16 protein-coding genes are annotated in these 19531 nt (G+C 36.4%); 13 read left to right on the top strand and 3 right to left on the bottom strand.

The annotated features are described in order from the left end of the window. Nucleotides 1-181: 181 nt before the first annotated feature. Nucleotides 182-637 carry a nuclear transport factor 2 family protein gene (locus JO950_RS06785; protein ID WP_202701960.1) on the bottom strand — a complete coding sequence of 152 codons (456 nt, stop codon included), beginning with the start codon at nt 635-637 and terminating at the stop codon, nt 182-184. Between the two features lie 105 nt (nt 638-742). Continuing rightward, complete coding sequence (locus JO950_RS06780) at nt 743-1072, bottom strand: hypothetical protein (protein ID WP_202701959.1); 330 nt, start codon at nt 1070-1072, stop codon at nt 743-745. Nucleotides 1073-1333: 261 nt separating this feature from the next. Between JO950_RS06780 and trmD the strand changes: the two genes are divergently transcribed. The 4 genes from trmD (at nt 1334) to rplS (ending at nt 4815) form a co-directional block, all read left to right on the top strand. Then, nucleotides 1334-2014, top strand: coding sequence for a tRNA (guanosine(37)-N1)-methyltransferase TrmD (gene trmD / locus JO950_RS06775; protein ID WP_017495431.1), 681 nt, complete (start codon nt 1334-1336; stop codon nt 2012-2014). Between the two features lie 103 nt (nt 2015-2117). Further along, nucleotides 2118-2942, top strand: coding sequence for a GyrI-like domain-containing protein (locus tag JO950_RS06770; RefSeq protein WP_202701958.1), 825 nt, complete (start codon nt 2118-2120; stop codon nt 2940-2942). A gap of 113 nt (nt 2943-3055) precedes the next feature. Next, nucleotides 3056-4186 (top strand): agmatine/peptidylarginine deiminase, encoded by a 1131-nt coding sequence (locus JO950_RS06765; RefSeq protein WP_202701957.1) that lies wholly within the window; start codon nt 3056-3058, stop codon nt 4184-4186. 278 nt (nt 4187-4464) lie between these two features. Further along, complete coding sequence (gene rplS, locus JO950_RS06760; protein ID WP_017495434.1) at nt 4465-4815, top strand: 50S ribosomal protein L19; 351 nt, start codon at nt 4465-4467, stop codon at nt 4813-4815. A 746-nt stretch (nt 4816-5561) separates the two neighbouring features. Here the strand turns inward: rplS and JO950_RS06755 are convergent. Beyond that, complete coding sequence (locus tag JO950_RS06755) at nt 5562-5978, bottom strand: helix-turn-helix domain-containing protein (RefSeq protein WP_202701956.1); 417 nt, start codon at nt 5976-5978, stop codon at nt 5562-5564. A 400-nt stretch (nt 5979-6378) separates the two neighbouring features. On the opposite strand from JO950_RS06755, the gene JO950_RS06750 reads away from it, so the two are divergent. The 9 genes from JO950_RS06750 to JO950_RS06710 all read left to right on the top strand — a co-directional run bounded on the left by JO950_RS06750 (nt 6379) and on the right by JO950_RS06710 (nt 19464). Further along, a complete protein-coding gene (locus tag JO950_RS06750; RefSeq protein ID WP_202701955.1) occupies nt 6379-8601 on the top strand; it encodes an NADP-dependent isocitrate dehydrogenase in 2223 nt (740 codons plus the stop codon). A 216-nt stretch (nt 8602-8817) separates the two neighbouring features. Then, nucleotides 8818-11199, top strand: a complete 2382-nt coding sequence (locus JO950_RS06745) for a TonB-dependent receptor (protein ID WP_202701954.1) — start codon at nt 8818-8820, stop codon at nt 11197-11199. 37 nt (nt 11200-11236) lie between these two features. Next, complete coding sequence (locus JO950_RS06740) at nt 11237-12058, top strand: DUF4249 domain-containing protein (RefSeq protein ID WP_202701953.1); 822 nt, start codon at nt 11237-11239, stop codon at nt 12056-12058. 10 nt (nt 12059-12068) lie between these two features. Further along, entirely contained in the window at nt 12069-12551 is a 483-nt protein-coding gene (locus JO950_RS06735; protein ID WP_202701952.1) for a GyrI-like domain-containing protein, read from the top strand. Nucleotides 12552-12556: 5 nt separating this feature from the next. After that, entirely contained in the window at nt 12557-13000 is a 444-nt protein-coding gene (locus tag JO950_RS06730) for a DinB family protein (RefSeq protein WP_202701951.1), read from the top strand. A gap of 265 nt (nt 13001-13265) precedes the next feature. After that, complete coding sequence (locus JO950_RS06725) at nt 13266-13928, top strand: thiamine diphosphokinase (protein WP_202701950.1); 663 nt, start codon at nt 13266-13268, stop codon at nt 13926-13928. Nucleotides 13929-13991: 63 nt separating this feature from the next. After that, on the top strand, nt 13992-14951 hold the full coding sequence (rlmF, locus tag JO950_RS06720; RefSeq protein ID WP_202701949.1) for a 23S rRNA (adenine(1618)-N(6))-methyltransferase RlmF: 960 nt from the start codon (nt 13992-13994) through the stop codon (nt 14949-14951). 89 nt (nt 14952-15040) lie between these two features. Then, a complete protein-coding gene (locus tag JO950_RS06715; RefSeq protein WP_202701948.1) occupies nt 15041-16003 on the top strand; it encodes an alpha/beta fold hydrolase in 963 nt (320 codons plus the stop codon). Nucleotides 16004-16353: 350 nt separating this feature from the next. Further along, nucleotides 16354-19464, top strand: coding sequence for a TonB-dependent receptor domain-containing protein (locus tag JO950_RS06710; protein WP_202701947.1), 3111 nt, complete (start codon nt 16354-16356; stop codon nt 19462-19464). Nucleotides 19465-19531: the final 67 nt, after the last annotated feature.

Raw genomic sequence — 19531 nt, 5'->3', positions numbered from 1 at the left:
ATTTTAGATCATTTAAAATGAAAGAATAAAGCTACAAATATTTTATTGATAAATATTACTTTCCCTCAATTTATTTTACTTATTAGCAAAAAAAATGCTCCGTCAGGAGCAAAATACGGGTAATCTACCGTCAACAATGTCCCGTAGGGACAACACCTCTTTTTACGGTTAGCAGCTGCCCTTAGTTTTCCTCTTCTTCAAAATTATCGAAATAGGTAAAATCTTTGGTAATTAATCCGTTTTCAATGGTAAAAATAGTGCAGATTGGCAATTCAAATTTTGAATTATCGGGCCCTGTACCTGTTGAAACAAACTCTACAATAATATGTTTGTCTCCCGATGGATAAACCTGAACAACTTTATCATGCAGATCCGGAAATGCAGCATTTAATTCTACATACTTATCTGCAATTTGTTTACGGGTTTGTTTTACAATCCCCGGCCCTAACGAAGGGTCTTTAAAATCAGCGGTATCCGTATACATTTCTGACATCTTCTTCCAGTCATGGTTGTTAAAATGTTCGAAATACTGTTTGATTAATTGTTCATTTTTTGTAGCATCCATAGGTTTTGATTGATTTTGATTGTTACAGGAAATAATTAGAAAAAGCACCATTAGCATTGCTATTTTTTTCATGATTTATCATTTTAAGTTACTTAAGATCAGCATAAATATACTGAAATGATTTTCGTCGCAGTAATAAATCAGCGCTATTTTCTGATAAAAAAACAATCAATCTATTTATTTTACAGCAATCGTTTGTGGAGGCTGCTGTTGTTTATCGGTTTTATACAAGTAAATTTTCCCGTCCTTATGGGTGTATATATAAGTGTAATTCCAATAATTTGGACCAGCAATTCTGGTAGCTTCACTTGCATCTGTATTTGCATATACCTGATCTGCATAAATTAGTATTTCTCCATGATTCGGGTGATTTAAAGTACGTATAGGAGGTCCCCACGCCTTTATAAGATTTTTTTTTGACTGACCGATCCATTGATCGTTTGGATTTTTAGCTGTTGCACATGCCTGTAAAATCAATATAATTGTTAGTAAGAATAGCTTTTTCATGGGACTTTATTTTTTTAGACGATTGAACCGTAATATTACTTAAAATTAAGCAGCTTTTTTTTACATTTCGGTAGTTTTATGTTATATAACCATCATATATTCACCTGTAAAACAAATACTTAAACACAAACCATCAAATAACACACTGGTTAGCAACTCATTCTAACCAGTCTCTTAATTATTTTCTCTCATTTTCAAATCTTGAAAATTCACAAAAATTAACTTTGTATCTTTGCATCTTAGAACTATTGAAGAAAAGAAATGCGAATTGACATTATTACAATTTTACCTGAATTATTAAAGAGTCCGTTTGAGGCTTCGATTATGAAACGTGCTATAGACAAAGGTTTAGTAGAAGTTCATTTTCATAATTTACGTGATTACACCACAAATAGGCAAAAAAGTGTTGACGATTATCCGTTTGGAGGAGGTGCCGGAATGGTAATGACAGTTCAGCCTATTGATGACTGTATCACGCATTTAAAAAGCCAGCGCGAGTATGATGAAATTATCTATATGTCGCCTGATGGAGAAACTCTAAATCAAAAAATGGCCAATACGATGTCGATGTATGAAAACATTATCATTCTCTGCGGACATTATAAAGGGGTAGATCAACGTGTTCGTGACCATTTTATTACCAAAGAAATTTCAATTGGCGATTATGTATTATCCGGTGGAGAATTAGGAGCCTTAGTATTATCTGATGCTTTGATCCGATTGATTCCCGGTGTTTTGAGCGACGAAACTTCAGCATTGACTGACAGTTTTCAGGACAATCTGCTTTCAGGCCCTATATACACAAGACCTGCAGATTATAAAGGTTGGAAAGTGCCCGAAGTACTAACGAGCGGTCATTTTGCCAAAATTGACAAATGGCGCGAGGATATGGCCTACGAACATACTAAAAACAGACGTCCGGATTTATTGGAAGAAAAATAAAAAATATTCCCTCCTCATTTATTTTTAGTGATTCTTCTCAATCATACTTGAAAGCTGTAATTATCGTTATCTTTTTTTATTACTTCTTTCTAAAAGCTAAAAAATGAGCGATTTTAATCTGAAACATATTTACAATACACGGAATTATATTGAGATGAATTACAATCAAATCATCTCAATAAATTCTCTGGAGCGTATTTCCTGTTACTCCTACAGGAATTTGCAACGCATTTTTTATTCTTTATTTAATGAAACCATCGGCGCTTATCAAACCCGATTGAAAGTAGAAAATGGGTACAAAAAACTGATCTACTCGAACAAACAGATCTCAGAAATTGCACTTGAAGTAGGTTTTGCCGATGTGCAGTCTTTTTCAAAAACCTTCAAAAAACATTTCGACTGCGCTCCTTCGCTTGCCCGCAATCAAAAAGAACTTTTATTAAACGATACGGGTATTCTTCAATCTTTTACTTCCGTTTTAAAGCCGGAAATACTCACCATTCCGGAAACAGCTGTTTATTACCTTAGCTCTAAAACACATTATATTAATCCCGAAATAGAAAATCTTTGGGACACTCTTTTAAAAAATGAATTTCCTGAAACTGATGCTCACTTCTTCGGAGTAATAACGGATGACATTTTAATTACCGAAAAAATAAATTGTACTTACGAAGCCTGCATTGCGACAACTGCTGTTCTTAAAAATCTTCCAAAGAAGCAAATTTTTGGGGGCAAATATGCTCGCTTTTTTCACCATGGAAGCTACCACACCCTTGAAGAAACGTATAATCAAATCTTTGGTGGCTGGTTTCTAACCCATGATTTTGAACTTTCACATTTGCCTGTTATTGAACAATACCTGAAAACAAGCGACAATTGTGATAACGAATCTGACTATCTCACAGCGATTTTTATTCCGCTTATTTGATTTGTCCATTTTGGACAACTGCCGGATTACGTTTTAGAAATACATTTGTACCGTCAAAATACTAGTAACAAAATGACACTAAACAAGTTAATCCACAACAAACTTATATTAAGATGAAAAAATTATTTTTACCAATAGTACTACTTCCTTTGTTCACTTCCTGCCAGGAAGACGGAATGTCTGCAACACCAAACGAACCAACTGAATCCATTAAAAGCGAGATTATGTATACCATGCCTGAAGAATCTGCTCCGCATGAAGGAACCTGGCTGCAATGGCCACACCAATATCAATACGGTATTAACTATAGAGATGATTTGGATGCTACATGGGTAGCCATGACAAAATCATTGTCAACAAGTGAAAAGGTGCATATCGTTGCTTATAATACCAACGAAAAGAACAGAATTACAACTTTATTACAAAATGCAGGAGTTTCTCTTTCTGCTATCGATTTTAAAATCTATAAAACGGATGATGTTTGGGTGCGAGATAATGGTCCTATCTATGTAAGAGACAAAAACAACCAATTGGTAATTCAGGACTGGGGCTTTAATGGCTGGGGAGAAAAAGCCGATTTTAGAAATTGCAACACCATACCTGCACAAATTGCCGCAGATCAAAGTACAACAGTTGTAGATTTAAATTCGATCATGATCAACGAAGGCGGAGCTGTAGAAATAGATGGAAAAGGAACCTTATTAGCTACTAAAAGCTCTATTCTGAACTCAAATCGTAATCCTGGAATGAGTCAGGCACAAGCTGAAGCCATTTTTAAAAAATATTTAGGAGTGTCTAACTTCATCTGGCTTAACGGAAAAGCAGGAAAAGACATTACTGACATGCACATTGACGGGTTTGCACGATTTGGTAATGACAACACCATCGTAACGATGAGTGAAGATGATTTACTGTACTGGGAAGTACCAGAAGGAGACATTCCTACTTTGTACAATTCAAAAGATCTAAAAGGTAAAAAATACAATTTCCTAAAACTGCCTTTGACTCAAAACAAAGTTATAACGGCTTATGGTAAAAAATTAGGATACAAAGGTTCTTATGTTAATTACTACATTGGAAACACGGTTGTATTAGTTCCTAATTACAATGATCCTAATGATGCGGTTGCGAACCAACTAATTCAAAGCTTGTATCCTAACAGAAAGGTAATTGGTATCGATGTTCGTAATTTGTACGCTAATGGAGGAATGATCCACTGTGTGACGCAACAGCAGCCTAAGTAAGTACTCAGTGTTCAGTCACAGTATACAGTATACAATGTTCAGTTTTATTGTATTGATTACTACTGTTACTGTAAACTGAGACTGAGACTGAGACTGAGACTGAGACTGAAAACTGTATACTGTGACTGAACACTAACCCTCAATTTATCAGCAACTTAAAATAATTTACAATTTATAATTCATAATTTACAATTATTTTTTACATTTGCACCCGAATTAGACTAACCTCTGGCGAAATACGTGAATGTTACTCTAAATAAACAATAATAAAAATTATCATGGCAGATTTATTAAAGTTCGTTCAAAACGAATTCGTTGCTAAAAAAGATTTCCCTGTTTTCGGAGCTGGAGATACTATCACAGTTTACTACGAAATTAAAGAGGGTGAAAAAACAAGAACTCAGTTTTTTAAAGGAGTTGTTATTCAAAGAAGAGGTTCTGGTAACACAGAAACTTTTACTATCCGTAAAATGTCTGGAGCTATTGGAGTTGAGCGTATCTTCCCAGTAAACTTACCAGCTTTACAAAAAATTGAAATCAACAAAAAAGGAGCTGTACGTAGAGCTAGAATTTTCTACTTCAGAGAACTTACTGGTAAAAAAGCTAAGATTAAAGATAAAAGAAGATAATCATTTATCTATTGGTTATAAAAAACTCGTTTCATTTGAAACGGGTTTTTTTTTGCCTGTTTTTTAAAATTTTCAGGAGCTAATCCCGCTATCCGTTTCACACGAGCGAAGCGAACTGACGAAGTAATCTTTTGTGCCGAACCCCGACACAAAAGGATTTCCACTGCTATCGGGGCTAAAACAATCATTTCCATAAAAGCTTTTAGTTTACTTTTGACTTTCTTGCGAAGATTTCTCGTTCCTCGAAATGACAAACTATATGGATTACTGTTGAGCTTCGGGACGCAATCAAAATCGTCAATCTTTGCCGAATCCCGCGTATGATTTCTCCTTCGTCGAAATGACAAGATTGTAAAAATAATTGCGCTTAATAAACAAAAAATTCTTATTCTACGGCTTGAAGTCAATGTCATTAAGTTAATCTTTTGGAAAATAAAATCCGTTTTTATCTGCGTTTTTACGAAGTAAATCTGTTTCATCCGCGTCAAAATTAGACACTGATTTTACTGATTCGCTAAAGCGAAAACGCTGATAAAAACAGATTTTACCAGCTTAATCTTGCAAACCATAAACGGTCTAATGAAACCGTTTGCGTGAGGGATAGAAGTGGAAAGCCCACAGCCTGACGAAGGAAGTGCGAGGACTTGAAGCGGATAGCCCGACCCGCCTTTTTCGGCGGGACACGCCCAAAATAAAAAAACCGACACTCCTAAAGCATCGGTTTGTATTTTAATGAAAATTGGTCTCTATTTTTTCAATAGATTTTCCAAATACTCGATTTTATCTTTTTCAGCTTGCAGCAAACGCTCGTAAAGCTTTTCTTTCTCCTGAAAAATTTCGATTAATTTATCCAATGGATTGAAAGTACAATAATGATTTGTACTGAATGCTGTTCCATTTGTAAAACTGTTATCATGGAAACTATTAAAGTAACTAATCATATTGTCTTCTGAAAAATTTTTAATTGCTTCAACAGTTACTCCAAGCGCTTTTGCAACTTCTTTAAGTCTTTCATCATCTATCGTTTCACTGTTTTCAATAGCAGAAACAGCTTGCTGACTTGTTCCTAAAGCCTGTGCCAAAGCTTCTTGCTTCATATCTCGAAGTTCACGAATACGGCTAATTTTTCGCCCTATATGATTTTGTTTTGTAAGTGTGCTCATAATTCAAAGATAATAATTAAGTTTTATAACAAACAATAAGTAAAAAACATATTAAACAATGTAGCTTACACTTTATTACTCATTCATTTATTAAATCAAAAGTACAATTTTTCAGACAAAAACACATTACTTAACTAATTTTATACAACCGCAAAGGTTTATCTCTTCTGAAATCATCCTCTTTTTTCTACGATTCATCAAAACCGTAATTTTTTAATACCAAAATCGTCGATTTGACAATTAAACGACCTCGAAATAACAATCTGATAATTTCGGCATTTCTCCTCAAAACTACACCGTTTTCGGACTGTTTTTATTATATTTGCTCCGCTCATTCTGAGCCGACTATACCTTTTACATTGCCATTCTCTGGCGATACGATTATAAAAAAAAAAAAAAAATGACACAGAATTCGAAAATCTATTACACCTTAACTGATGAGGCGCCCTTGTTAGCGACTTATTCTTTTTTACCTATTGTTCAAGCATTTACGGGTACTGCTGGTATCGCTATTGAAACCAGAGACATCTCTTTGGCTGGCAGAATTTTATCTAATTTTCCTGAGCTTCTTACAGCTGCTCAAAAAACCGGAGATGCTTTGGCAGAATTGGGTCAGTTGGCAACACAGCCTGATGCTAACATCATCAAATTACCAAACATTTCTGCATCGGTACCGCAATTAAAAGCGGCTATTGCTGAGTTACAGTCACATGGTTACGGAATTCCAAATTATCCTGAAGATCCGCAAAATGATGCTGAAAAGGAAATTAAAGCAAAATATGCTAAAGTTTTAGGTTCTGCTGTAAACCCGGTTTTACGTGAAGGAAACTCTGATCGTAGAGCACCAAGAGCAGTAAAGAACTTTGCAAAATCAAATCCACACTCCATGGGTGCCTGGTCTGCTGATTCTAAAACAAAAGTAGCTTCAATGTCAAACGGTGATTTCTACGGAAGTGAAAAATCGCTTACTGTTGCAGAAGCTAACGATGTAAAAATTGAATTCGTTGCAAAAGACGGTACCACTACTGTATTAAAAGCCAGTACTCCGCTTAAAGCAGGTGAGATCATTGACAGTTCTGTTTTAAGTGTAAAAAAATTAAAAGCTTTTGCTGCTGATGCTATCGCTGATGCTAAAAAAGAAGGTGTTTTACTTTCGGTACACTTAAAAGCGACCATGATGAAAGTATCAGATCCAATTATCTTCGGTGCTATCGTTGAAGTATACTTTGCTGATCTTTTCAAAAAATACGAAACTTTGTTTGCAGAATTAAACATTGACACCAGAAATGGTTTAGGTGATATCTATGCAAAAATTGCAGGAAGACCTGAACAAGCGGAAGTGGAAGCTGACATTACTAAAGCAATCGAAAACGGTCCTGCTTTGGCAATGGTAAATTCTGACAAAGGAATTACAAACTTACACGTACCTTCAGATGTAATTGTTGATGCTTCTATGCCGGCAATGATTCGTACTTCAGGACAGATGTACAATAAAGAAGGAAAACAACAAGATACCATCGCAGTTATTCCGGATCGCTCTTACGCTGGAATTTACACGGCTACTATCGATTTCTGTAAAAAACACGGTGCTTTTGATCCTAAAACAATGGGAAGTGTTCCTAACGTAGGGTTAATGGCTCAAAAAGCAGAAGAATACGGATCTCACGACAAAACTTTCCAAATAAAAGCTGACGGAGTTGTTCGTGTAACAGACAACAAAGGAACTGTTTTAATGGAACAAAACGTTGAAACTAATGATATTTTCAGAATGTGTCAGGCCAAAGATGCTCCAATTCAGGACTGGGTTAAACTTGCTGTAAACAGAGCACGTTTATCTGATACTCCTGCCGTTTTCTGGTTAGACGAAAACAGAGCACATGACAGAGAATTGATCGCAAAAGTTCAAAAATATTTAAAAGATCACAATACCGTAAATCTGGATATTCGCATCTTAAACCCAGTTGCTGCTACTGAATTTACTTTAGACAGAATCATTAAAGGTTTAGACACTATCTCGGTAACCGGAAACGTTTTACGTGATTATTTAACCGATTTATTTCCTATTCTGGAATTAGGAACTTCGGCTAAAATGTTATCTATCGTTCCGTTAATGAACGGTGGTGGATTGTTTGAAACGGGTGCCGGAGGTTCTGCTCCAAAACACGTAGAGCAATTTACAGAAGAAGGATACTTACGTTGGGATTCATTAGGAGAGTTTTTAGCACTTGGAGCTTCTTTAGAGCATTTAGGACAAACTTTAGACAATTCTAAAGCTATTGTTCTGTCTGAAACTTTAGATCAGGCCAATGATAAATTCCTTGCCAATGATAAATCTCCTGCCCGTAAAGTAGGTCAGATTGACAACCGTGGCTCTCATTTTTACCTTGCATACTACTGGGCTCAGGCTTTGGCTGCTCAAAACAAAGATGCTGAATTAAAAGCGATCTTCACTCCAATAGCTGCTGAATTTGAAGCTAACGAAGCTAAAATCGATGCTGAATTAATTGGTGCACAAGGAAAACCTCAAACAATTGGTGGTTACTATCAGCCAACTCCGGAGTTAGTGAGCAAAGCAATGCGACCAAGCGAAACATTCAACTCCATTATTGCTCAAATAAAATAGTAATATAAAATAATAGAGATCTAACAATGTATCTCCCTTAAAAAGACAACTTTCAACAGTTGTCTTTTTTTTGTAAGTTGAACTAAAAAACTTTGAACCTCTACACCTGTACACCTTTGAACCTTAGAGAAAAAGTCATTCTTAACTAATGTTTAACAAACGTTCTGTAGAAATATTTAACAAGAATCGTTAACTATGTAACTCAAAACCAAGATAATGACCACCAAAAAAATAACTGCTTTTTTATTTTTCTTCTTTGCTATTCTAACATCATTTTCTCAGGAAAAATTCACACTGAGCGGTACCATCACCGACTTTAAAAACAATGAAACTTTAATTGGCGTTAACCTCTATATTCCAGCCTTAAAAATGGGTACTACCACCAATGAATATGGTTTTTATTCTCTAACTGTTCCAAAGGGAGAGCATCAAATTGAAATTAGTTATGTTGGTTATCAGACTCTTCAAAAGACCATTACTTTAAATCAAAACACTAAAAATAATTTTGCTATTACCGAAAGCGGTGAAGAACTTAAAGAGGTCATAATTACGGATAATAAAGGTAAAATCAACATCAAATCACCTGAGATGAGTGCCAATAAACTCTCCATTGCCACCATCAAAAGAATGCCGGTTGTTTTGGGTGAAGTCGATGTCTTAAAATCGATTTTATTGCTCCCGGGAGTTACGAATGCGGGAGAAGGCGCTTCGGGATTCAATGTCCGTGGCGGGGGTGCCGATCAGAATTTGATTTTACTGGACGAAGCTACTATCTTTAATTCTTCTCACGTATTTGGTTTTTTCTCCGTTTTTAATCCGGATGCCATCAAAGATTTAAAATTATATAAGGGAGGAATTCCCGCGCGCTATGGCGGAAGAGCCTCTTCAGTTTTAGACATTTATCAAAAAGACGGAAACAGTAAAGAATTTCATGTCAATGGTGGAATTGGATTAATTTCAAGCCGAATTTTAGCCGAAGGTCCGCTAGTGAAAGACAAAGGTTCTTTCCTGATTGGAGGAAGAGCTTCTTACGCTCATTTATTTCTAAAGTTATCCGAAGATCAAAAAAACAACGCTGCCTATTTTTATGATTTGAACACTAAATTGAGTTATAAGCTAAACGAAAACAACAGCTTGTATTTATCGGGTTATTTTGGCCGCGACGTATTTAGTCTGAACAAGAGCTTTACCAATATTTACGGAAATTCGACACTAAACCTGCGTTGGAACCATTTGTACTCTGATAAGCTATTTTCCAATTTATCTCTGATTTACAGCGATTACTATTACGGTCTTGACTTAGATTTTGTAGGCTTTAAATGGGACTCCGGAATTAAAAATTACAACATCAAATACGATTTCAAAAACTATATCTCGGATAAATTCAAACTGAACTACGGTTTAAATGGAATTTACTATGAGTTTAATCCCGGGACCATTAAACCAAGTAATGAAAAATCCGGAATTAATCCGGACCAGCTGGACAAAAAATATGCTTTTGAACCTTCTGTTTATATCGAAGCCGAAAATCAGCTTTCCAAAAAACTCACACTGGCTTATGGCTTGCGTTACAGTCTTTTCTACCGCTTAGGTACTTCTACGATTAATTATTACAACAATAATGAGGCTGTAACCTTCAATAATAATATGCAGATTTACGAAAAAGGAATTCCTACCTCAACAAAATACTTCGGTAAAAACAAGGTCATTCAGGATTACAACAATTTCGAACCACGGCTTTCGGTTTCTTATCAGTTAAACGACGATCAGGCTATTAAAGCAAGTTATAACCGCATGGCGCAGTATCTTCAATTGATTTCGAATACCTCATCACCTACTCCGCTTGACGTGTGGATGCCTAGTGACAACTACATCAAACCTCAGATTGCAGATCAGGTTGCTTTGGGCTATTTTAGAAATATTAACAATGGCGCTTATACCGTTGAAGTCGAAACCTATTATAAAAAGATTCAAAACCGACTCGATTATATCGATGGTGCCGATTTGATTGCGAATAATGCGATCGAGCAAATAATTCTCAACGGAAGAATGAGAGCTTATGGTCTCGAATTTATGCTAAAGAAAAACGAAGGTAAATTCAACGGATGGATTTCCTATACTTTATCCAAATCACAACAGCAGACTCCGGGAAGAACTCCCGAAGAGACTGGTATCAACAACGGACAATGGTACAGTTCTGCCTATGATAAAACGCATAATTTAGCCGTGACATCAGCCTATAACCTGAACGAAAAATGGTCTTTTGGAGCTAATTTTGCGCTTCAGTCAGGACAACCTGTTACCTATCCAAATGGACAATATCAGTATTTAGGAATCACGGTGCCTAGCTATGGTTTAAGAAACGACAACCGTTTGCCGGCCTATCACCATTTAGATGTTTCGGCAACTTTGACACCTCGAAAAAACAAAGACAGGAAGTGGAAAGCAGAATGGGTTTTTAGTATTTACAATTTATACAACCGCCAGAATGCAGCCTCGATTAATTTCCGCCAAAATACCGATACCGCTGCCAATGAAGCCGTAAAAACTTCAATTTTCGGAATTGTTCCTGCCGTTAGCTATAATTTTAAATTTTAAGACCAACCTTCCCTCCAAAGAAAATAAAAGACAGATCATGAAAAAAGCAACTCTCTTAATTGTCCTTTTTATATCCATTTTTTTCACTGGCTGTGAAGAAGTTGTGGATGTTAATCTGGATACTGCCCCTCCAAAATTAGTTATAGAAGCGGCTATAAACTGGCAAAAAGGAACTACAGGAAAGCAACAAACCATAAAACTGACCACCACTACAGGTTATTTTCAAAATGTCATCCCTACCGTTTCGGGTGCCACCGTATTTATCACGAACAGCCAGAACATAAAATTCAATTTTAGTGAAGTTCCGAAAACCGGACGGTATGTATGCTCGAATTTCATTCCAGTAATTGACGAAATCTATACCTTAACGGTGATTTCCGGCGGAATTACTTATACTGCTACTGAATCCATGAAATCAGTCGCTCCCATAACCCGGGTGGAGCAAAACAATCAGGGCGGTTTTTCAGGAAAAGAAGTTGAAACCCGTGCTTATTTTAACGATCCTGCTAATGCCGATAATTATTATCTTTTTAAATATGTATATTCGACGAAAATTACCTCAACTTACTACGTTACTGAAGACAAATTTTTTCAGGGAAATGAATATTTCAGCGCTTCAGATGATGACGATTTAAAAGTTGGAAATGAAGTCGAAATGACACATTACGGTATCTCTAAACAATATTACAATTATATGAGCATTCTGGTGAGTATTGCCGGAAACAATGTTGGCGGACCTTTTCAGTCTCCTCCCGCAACCGTAAGAGGAAATATTATCAATACGGCCGATAAGGCCAATTATCCGTTAGGTTATTTTTCGCTTAGTGAAACCGATTACAAAAAATACAAAATTCAATAATCAGTAAACAATGGAAGCCAGAATTCAGATCTTATCCGAAAAAAAACTAATTGGTAAATACGTAATAATGTCGTTTTTGGAAAACAAAACCCATGAGTTATGGAGTTCGTTTATGCCGAAACGAAAAGAAATTAAAAACATAATCGATGCCAACTTGTATTCTCTGGAAGTTTTTCCAAGGGCACATTTTGACAATTTTGATCCCGGAAATACCTTCGAAAAATGGGCAGCAGTCGAAGTCTCTGCACTTGATGGAGTACCACAGGAAATGAAATCTTTGGTAATTCCTGAGGGATTGTATGCTGTTTTTGTTCATAAAGGCCCTCAAAGCGAAGGTCACAAAACGTATCGTGAAATTTTTGTAGATTGGCTCCCCAATTCAGCGTATATGGTTGATGAAAGACCGCACTTTGCTATAATGGGTGAAAAATACAAAAAAGAAGATCCGGATTCTGAAGAAGAAATCTGGATTCCGATAACCCCAAAAGCTTAAAAACCATGTTGATCGATACCTTAAAAATTCTTTTTAACAGAGACCTGAACAAATTAAAAGTTGAAATCGAATCCTATCAAAACGAGGCTCTGATTTGGGCAATTGCACCGGATATTTCCAATTCAGCGGGAAATCTTTGTTTGCATCTTATGGGAAACATAAATACCTACATTGGTGCCGAATTAGGAAAAACAGACTATGTTCGTGATCGTCCATTGGAATTTTCCCTGAAAGATATTCCAAGATCTGAGCTCATCAGTAAAATCGAGCGTACTATTTTAATGGTAAACAACACTCTTGACAGTTTAACCGAAGCCGATTTAGAGCTTATTTATCCGCAAATTGTTTTCGAAAAAGAAATGACAACCGGATTCTTTTTAGTGCATCTTTCTACCCATTTAGCCTATCATTTAGGGCAAATCAATTACCACCGCAGATTAGTTTTTTAAGTTTACAGTCGCAGTGTTCAGTTGCTGTGTTCAGTCGCAGTGTTCAGTCGCTGTGTTCAGTCGCAGTCGCAGTATTCAGTTCTCAGCCGTGGCCGCAGTCCCAGTTTTCGGAATACTGTAAACTGAGACTGTAAACTGAGACTATAAACTGTGACTGAATACTGAATACTGAATACTGAATACTGAATACTGAATACTGTGACTATAAACCGAGACTAAACACGAACTTTTGTACATTTGCAGCACATTTCAAATTAAAAACTAAATGTCTTCACATCATATCGTACGCGACGACCAGGAACCCGCTTTAATTATCGCCAACGGAGCAGCATGCCATCCGGAATTATTAGGACAATTGCTGGAATGGTCTCCTCTGGTTATCGTACTCGATTCCGCCATAGAGAGAGTAATTGAATTGGGCATCAAAGTCGATGTACTTCTGGGTGATTTCGACCGTGGTTTTGATCCTGAAATTTACAAAACGACACAATACCCTATAGAAATTGTTCATACTCCCGATCAGGACAAAACCGATCTGGAGAAAGCTTTTGATTATTTAATCGATCGGAAGATCCCTGCTGTAAATGTTGTCTGGGCCACCGGAAAACGGGCAGACCATACCATAACCAATATCACCAATATTGCCCGCTACCGCGATTTGCTTAAAATTGTTATTCTCGACGATCACTCTAAAGTATTCTTACTGCCCCGTAAATTCGAGAAATGGTACACTGCAAAAACTCCTATCTCCCTGATTCCGATTGGGGTGGTTAACGGAATTTATTCAACCAATTTACAATATCCTCTTGAAAACGATACCTTAACCATTGGCTACAGAACCGGAAGCAGCAATTCTGTTCTTCAGGATGGTCTGGTAACCATTATCCATACCGATGGCGATTTACTGTTGATGGAATGTATGGATTAAGGATTGTTGTTCTGAATGCAATCACAAAAAAGGAATGACTATCTTTGCACCCAAATTCACAAAATGAAAGCAACAGACAATTCCGAAAAAAATAATTTACATCCCCGAAATCTGCATCGCTCCCGTTATGATTTCGAACTTCTTATTGCAAATTGCCCTGAATTAAAAGCGCAGGTTGCTGTAAATAATCACGGAATTGAAACTATTGATTTCAGTAATCCCCTTTCGGTAAAACTGCTCAACAAAGCTTTACTGAAAACCTATTATGACATACAAAATTGGGACATCCCTAAAAATTATCTTTGTCCGCCTATTCCCGGAAGAACGGATTACATCCATTATCTGGCCGATTTATTGGCCGAAACTAATAACGGAACTATTCCTCAGGGATCATCCGTGTTAGGTTTAGATGTAGGTACGGGTGCTAACTGCATTTATCCTATTTTAGGAAATGCTATTTACGGCTGGGACTTTGTTGGAACTGATATCGACAGAAAAGCAATCGAAAACTGCAGTAAAATTATTGAAGCAAATCCAAAACTAATTGAGGCCATTAGCCTGCAGCAACAGACAGAATCGCGCTTTATTTTTAAAAACATCATTACTCCCGAAGATCGTTTTACGTTCACGATGTGCAATCCGCCTTTTCATGCTTCGGCAGAAGAAGCCAACAGAAGTACGCTTCGTAAAGTTTCTAATTTAAACCCGAAGGACAAAAAGAAAGTAGCCCCTGTTTTAAACTTCGGAGGTCAAAATGCTGAATTATGGTGTGATGGAGGTGAGCTTCGTTTTATCACTCAAATGATTTACGAAAGCGCTAAATATGCCACACAATGTCTCTGGTTCACCACTTTAGTATCAAAAAGAGATAATCTTTACAGCCTTTACAAAACATTAAACAAAGTAAATGCGGTCGATATTCAAACAATTGATATGGCTCAGGGCCAAAAAACAAGCCGAATTGTAGCCTGGACTTTTTTAAGTGAAAATCAACAAAAGGCCTGGAACTTTGAAAATGCCTGATATTGAAATTCTAATAGTTTAAAATAAAATTCTGTTACTTTTTAGAGTTGCCATTTTTGTACATTTAAAGTAATTTGAATTTTATTCCTATGGCAAAAATTTTCTTTAAAGTAGTGTTGTTGCTTTTACTGGCAGGTTGTGCGGCTTCTAAAAAGACAAAATTTGACGATTATGTTTTTAAAACAAATAGCGAAAAACAAGGTTATATAAATTCATACGACCAGGCACTAAAGCTTTGGGATATTCCATATAACGAGGAAAATATACCTACGACTTACGGAACCGTTCATCTAATTATTAGCGGTGCAGAAAACGGTAAAGATTTAGTGCTGCTACATGGTATGGATGCGAGTTCGACTATGTGGTACCCCAACATAAAAGCACTCTCCAAAACACACCGCATTTATGCCATTGATTTTCTAATGGAACCCGGAAAATCTACTTTGACCACAAAACCACTGTCTTCGGAAGAAATTGTTATCCTATACAACGAAATTTTCAATCATTACAAATTAAAAAAAATTGATATCATAGGTGCCTCCCGCGGTGGCTGGATTGCGACATTACTAGCCACTCAAAAAGAAAATTCTATTGATAAAATAGTACTGTTAAGTCCGGCACAAACCTTCAAATCAGTAGATAAAGTAAGAAAGATGACTCCAGCCTTACTATTGAAACTTTTCCCAAATGAAAAGAGATTCGAAAAAACATTGAAAATTTTTTCTATTCATCCCGAAAAAATCAGTCCGGTTTACAAAAGACAATTCTATTTGGCCAACAAATATGCAAAGTCAAATTCAAGCATGCTCAAAATGCGTCCTTTCTCAGATGATGAACTAAAATCCATCACCAATCCTGTTCTCATTTTAATTGGAGATCATGATGTTATCAATTCACAAGAAACTCTCGAAAGAGCTCAAAAACTTTTAATAAACGGTACAACAAAAACGATTAATGATGCAGGTCATTTTTTAAGCATCGATCAGTCTAAAATTGTAAATGAGGGAATTATTGATTTTTTAAATCCTAAAAAAACAAACTCAAACCTTTGAAAAAATATTTCTTAGAACATAAAAGCGAAACATCTGTTAAAATTTAAAAAAATTAACACTTAAAGTAAACTAGCCAATAGTTTTAACTTAAAATTATATATATTTACAATTACAGTTAAACTATTTTAGAAAACCGCTAAAAAAATACAGCGAAAATTACCACCTCAATCTACTGTAGTTCAATCCGGTCATAGATTTAAAAAAAGTGACAATTACAATATGGTGCAGAAACCTATTGAATAAATATTCCAAACGAATTCAGTTTCAAAAATAATTTATAGTACTCCAGTTTACTATTTATTTTTTTTGCTTTTCTATTAATTTAAACCAAACTAATATAAACCAGAATTATGAAGAAGAATTTATTTAAAAACCAAATGTTTTCACGGCTCCAAAAAGTGTCATTTATTCCATTTGTAGCCGCTGCCATTTTAGCAAACAATAATGACCTTAATGCTGCTGAACGTGTAAAAAATACCGTTGAGATTAATCAAAACAAAGCAATCGATCTTGTCAAAGGAAAAGTTGTCGATGAAACGGGAGCGCCTTTACCGGGAGTAAGCGTTTTGGTCATCAGTACCAAAAAAGGAGCCGTTACCGATATTGACGGGAACTATACTATTGAAGCCAAAGTTGGTGACGTTCTGCAATTTTCATACGTAGGGTTACAAACCAAAACCGTAACGGTTGACGGATCAACTGTAAATGTTACGCTATCGGGAGGCAGTGGTGAAAGTCTGGAGAATGTAGTGATCATTGGTTCGCGTAACCCAACCCGAACTGTTACAGAATCCGCTGTACCTATAGATGTTATTGCAATGAAGGATATTGCAACACAAGGCGCACAAACCAACCTGAATCAGATTTTGAACATGGTAGCTCCTTCCTTTACTTCTAATACTCAAACGGTAGCCGACGGAACGGATCACCTTGATCCGGCGCAATTAAGAGGTTTAGGCCCTGATCAGGTATTGGTTTTAGTAAATGGAAAAAGAAGGCATACCTCCTCTTTAGTTAACATAAACGGAACTCCGGGAAGAGGATCAGTAGGAACCGATTTGAATGCAATTCCCGCTTTTGCTCTCGAAAAAATAGAGGTCTTGCGAGATGGTGCTTCTGCTCAATATGGTTCAGACGCTATAGCAGGGGTAATTAATCTTAACATAAAAAAAGACACCAAAAAAATAGATATTAATCTCTTTTCAGGAAGTAACTTTTCAAAAAATGCTAACGATCACAGGGGAGGAAATGATGGTAACAATTACCAAATGGATGTTAATTACGGAACTAATTTAGGCAAAGAAAAAAGTTTTATTAATTTAACGGGAAGCTTGCAGTTAAGAGATGCTACAAGCAGGGCTAATGATGCCGCAGGTACGATCTATAACGCTTATAATGCGATTGAACAAAGAGCTTCAGAAGACGGAATAAATATAAATTCTCTGTACGGAAACATTACCAATACTCCTAATTCTGCTCAAATTGTAAGCTTAATCAAAAACTATGCTCCCAAAGTAAGTTATTTTACCGGGGCACAACAAACAAATATCAGTAATGCCACAACTATTTCGCAATTACAAACGGCCTTAAATTTTGATGCCACAGACGGAGAATTGGCTTACCGAAAGCTCGAAAGAAGAAACTTTAATATGAGAATAGGGCAATCTGAATTTAAAAGTGTTCAGTTCTTTTTGAATGCCGCTTATCCCATAAATGATAAATTAGAAGTTTATGTTTTTGGTGGAACCAGTTATAGAAATGGTGAATCTGCCGGCTTTTTCAGAAGACCAAATCAATCAAGATCTTACACCGGTTTATACCTAAATGGTTTCTTACCCGAAATTCACTCTACCATTAATGACCTTTCTGCTGCAACAGGACTTAGAGGTACTATTTTTAAAGACTGGCATTTTGATCTGAGCAATACATATGGCCGAAATTCTTTTGATTATAATATCGAAAACACTGTAAATGCTACTTTAAGAGAAGGCTCTCCTACTGAATTTGATGCAGGAGGTTTACGTTTTGCTCAAAACACAACGAATTTTGATATGAGCAAAAAAATCAATACACTGAACGTCGCATTTGGTGCCGAATATCGCTACGAACAGTACGGCATCAATGCCGGAGTTCCTGATTCCTACAGTCAATACGACATCAATGGAAATGTCGTTACCGGTACAACACCTGCCAACATAAGAGTGACTGATTTTTATGGCGCCGCCAGACCAGGTGGAGCACAGGTTTTTCCCGGGTACAGAGCAGAAAATGCAAAAACAGAGAAAAGAAACAGCGTCGCTCTTTATACCGATTTAGAATTAGATGTAACCGAAAAATGGCTGCTAAACGGAGCAGTTCGCTTTGAAAATTATTCTGATTTTGGAAGCACTACCAATTTTAAAATTGCAACCCGCTATAAACTTACAGACAACATCAATTTGCGTGGTGCTTTCTCAACAGGATTCAGAGCTCCATCCTTACATCAAATTTATTATGAATCCACTGCAACACAGTTTACCGGAGGAGTTCCTTTTGAAGTAGGAACTTTCAGTAATGATTCTGAAATAGCAAAATTACTTGGAATTCCGAAATTAAAACAAGAAGAGTCAACCAGTGTAAGCGCCGGATTTACAGCTAAAATTCCATCCGCCAACCTTACCATAACTGCGGATGCTTATTACATCAAAATAGACGACAGAGTCGTACTTACCGATCAGTTTACGCCAACTCCACTGACTCAGTCTTTATATGATCAGGCAGGGGCAAATGCAGCAACTTTCTTCGCCAATGCCATTGACACCGAATCTAAAGGAATTGATGTGGTACTTACCAACAAAATGAACCTGAATGAAAATCTGACTTTAAAAAATGACTTGTCCGGTACCTTTTCTAAAACACGTAAAATAGGAAACATTCATGCTTCTCCTATACTAGAAGCGGCAGGGCAAGTAAATACTTACTTTTCAGAATCTTCCAGAATTTATTTAGAAGAAGCAGTACCCCGCGTAAAAGTAAATTTGACAAACGGTCTTACTTACAAAAAAATCGATCTCTTCTTAAGAAACGTGTACTTTGGAGACGTAACAGATCCAAACGTTGCGGACGTAAACGGTGATGGTTTTGTAGGTGCCACTATTGTAAATGGAAAAGCAGTAGAAAACGAACATCCTGTTTGGGGAGGAAGAGTGATTACCGATATGTCTGTAGGTTTTAAAATTAGCCCTGTAGCCAAAATCATAATCGGTGCTAACAATGTTTTTGACATTTATCCAGACAAAAACCTGGGACCACAAACAGCAAGAAGAGCCAATGGCGTTGATGCAAATGGAAATATAACCTACGCCGCTACTCCAACTGCTATTGATTTATCCAACCAAAATCAATTTGTATATTCCAGAAATATATCTCAATTTGGTCAAAACGGACGTTTTGTTTTTGCAAGATTAAGTCTTAGCTTCTAAATCATTCCCAACTATAAAAAGACCGTCAACATGAAATTTGTTGACGGTTTTTTTTGAATTACACTTT

The organism is Flavobacterium sp. UGB4466, from assembly GCF_903469665.1.
Classification (GTDB): domain Bacteria; phylum Bacteroidota; class Bacteroidia; order Flavobacteriales; family Flavobacteriaceae; genus Flavobacterium; species Flavobacterium lipolyticum.
This window is presented reverse-complemented; position numbering and strand designations above follow the sequence as displayed.

Excerpts from the sequence above, each read along its gene's own strand:
- JO950_RS06785 (WP_202701960.1), bottom strand. The coding sequence starts at position 637 with ATGAAAAAAATAGCAATGCTAATGGTGCTTTTTCTAATTATTTCCTGT.
- JO950_RS06780 (WP_202701959.1), bottom strand. The coding sequence starts at position 1,072 with ATGAAAAAGCTATTCTTACTAACAATTATATTGATTTTACAGGCATGT.
- trmD (WP_017495431.1), top strand. The coding sequence starts at position 1,334 with ATGCGAATTGACATTATTACAATTTTACCTGAATTATTAAAGAGTCCG.
- JO950_RS06770 (WP_202701958.1), top strand. The coding sequence starts at position 2,118 with ATGAGCGATTTTAATCTGAAACATATTTACAATACACGGAATTATATT.
- JO950_RS06765 (WP_202701957.1), top strand. The coding sequence starts at position 3,056 with ATGAAAAAATTATTTTTACCAATAGTACTACTTCCTTTGTTCACTTCC.
- rplS (WP_017495434.1), top strand. The coding sequence starts at position 4,465 with ATGGCAGATTTATTAAAGTTCGTTCAAAACGAATTCGTTGCTAAAAAA.
- JO950_RS06755 (WP_202701956.1), bottom strand. The coding sequence starts at position 5,978 with ATGAGCACACTTACAAAACAAAATCATATAGGGCGAAAAATTAGCCGT.
- JO950_RS06750 (WP_202701955.1), top strand. The coding sequence starts at position 6,379 with ATGACACAGAATTCGAAAATCTATTACACCTTAACTGATGAGGCGCCC.
- JO950_RS06745 (WP_202701954.1), top strand. The coding sequence starts at position 8,818 with ATGACCACCAAAAAAATAACTGCTTTTTTATTTTTCTTCTTTGCTATT.
- JO950_RS06740 (WP_202701953.1), top strand. The coding sequence starts at position 11,237 with ATGAAAAAAGCAACTCTCTTAATTGTCCTTTTTATATCCATTTTTTTC.
- JO950_RS06735 (WP_202701952.1), top strand. The coding sequence starts at position 12,069 with ATGGAAGCCAGAATTCAGATCTTATCCGAAAAAAAACTAATTGGTAAA.
- JO950_RS06730 (WP_202701951.1), top strand. The coding sequence starts at position 12,557 with ATGTTGATCGATACCTTAAAAATTCTTTTTAACAGAGACCTGAACAAA.
- JO950_RS06725 (WP_202701950.1), top strand. The coding sequence starts at position 13,266 with ATGTCTTCACATCATATCGTACGCGACGACCAGGAACCCGCTTTAATT.
- rlmF (WP_202701949.1), top strand. The coding sequence starts at position 13,992 with ATGAAAGCAACAGACAATTCCGAAAAAAATAATTTACATCCCCGAAAT.
- JO950_RS06715 (WP_202701948.1), top strand. The coding sequence starts at position 15,041 with ATGGCAAAAATTTTCTTTAAAGTAGTGTTGTTGCTTTTACTGGCAGGT.
- JO950_RS06710 (WP_202701947.1), top strand. The coding sequence starts at position 16,354 with ATGAAGAAGAATTTATTTAAAAACCAAATGTTTTCACGGCTCCAAAAA.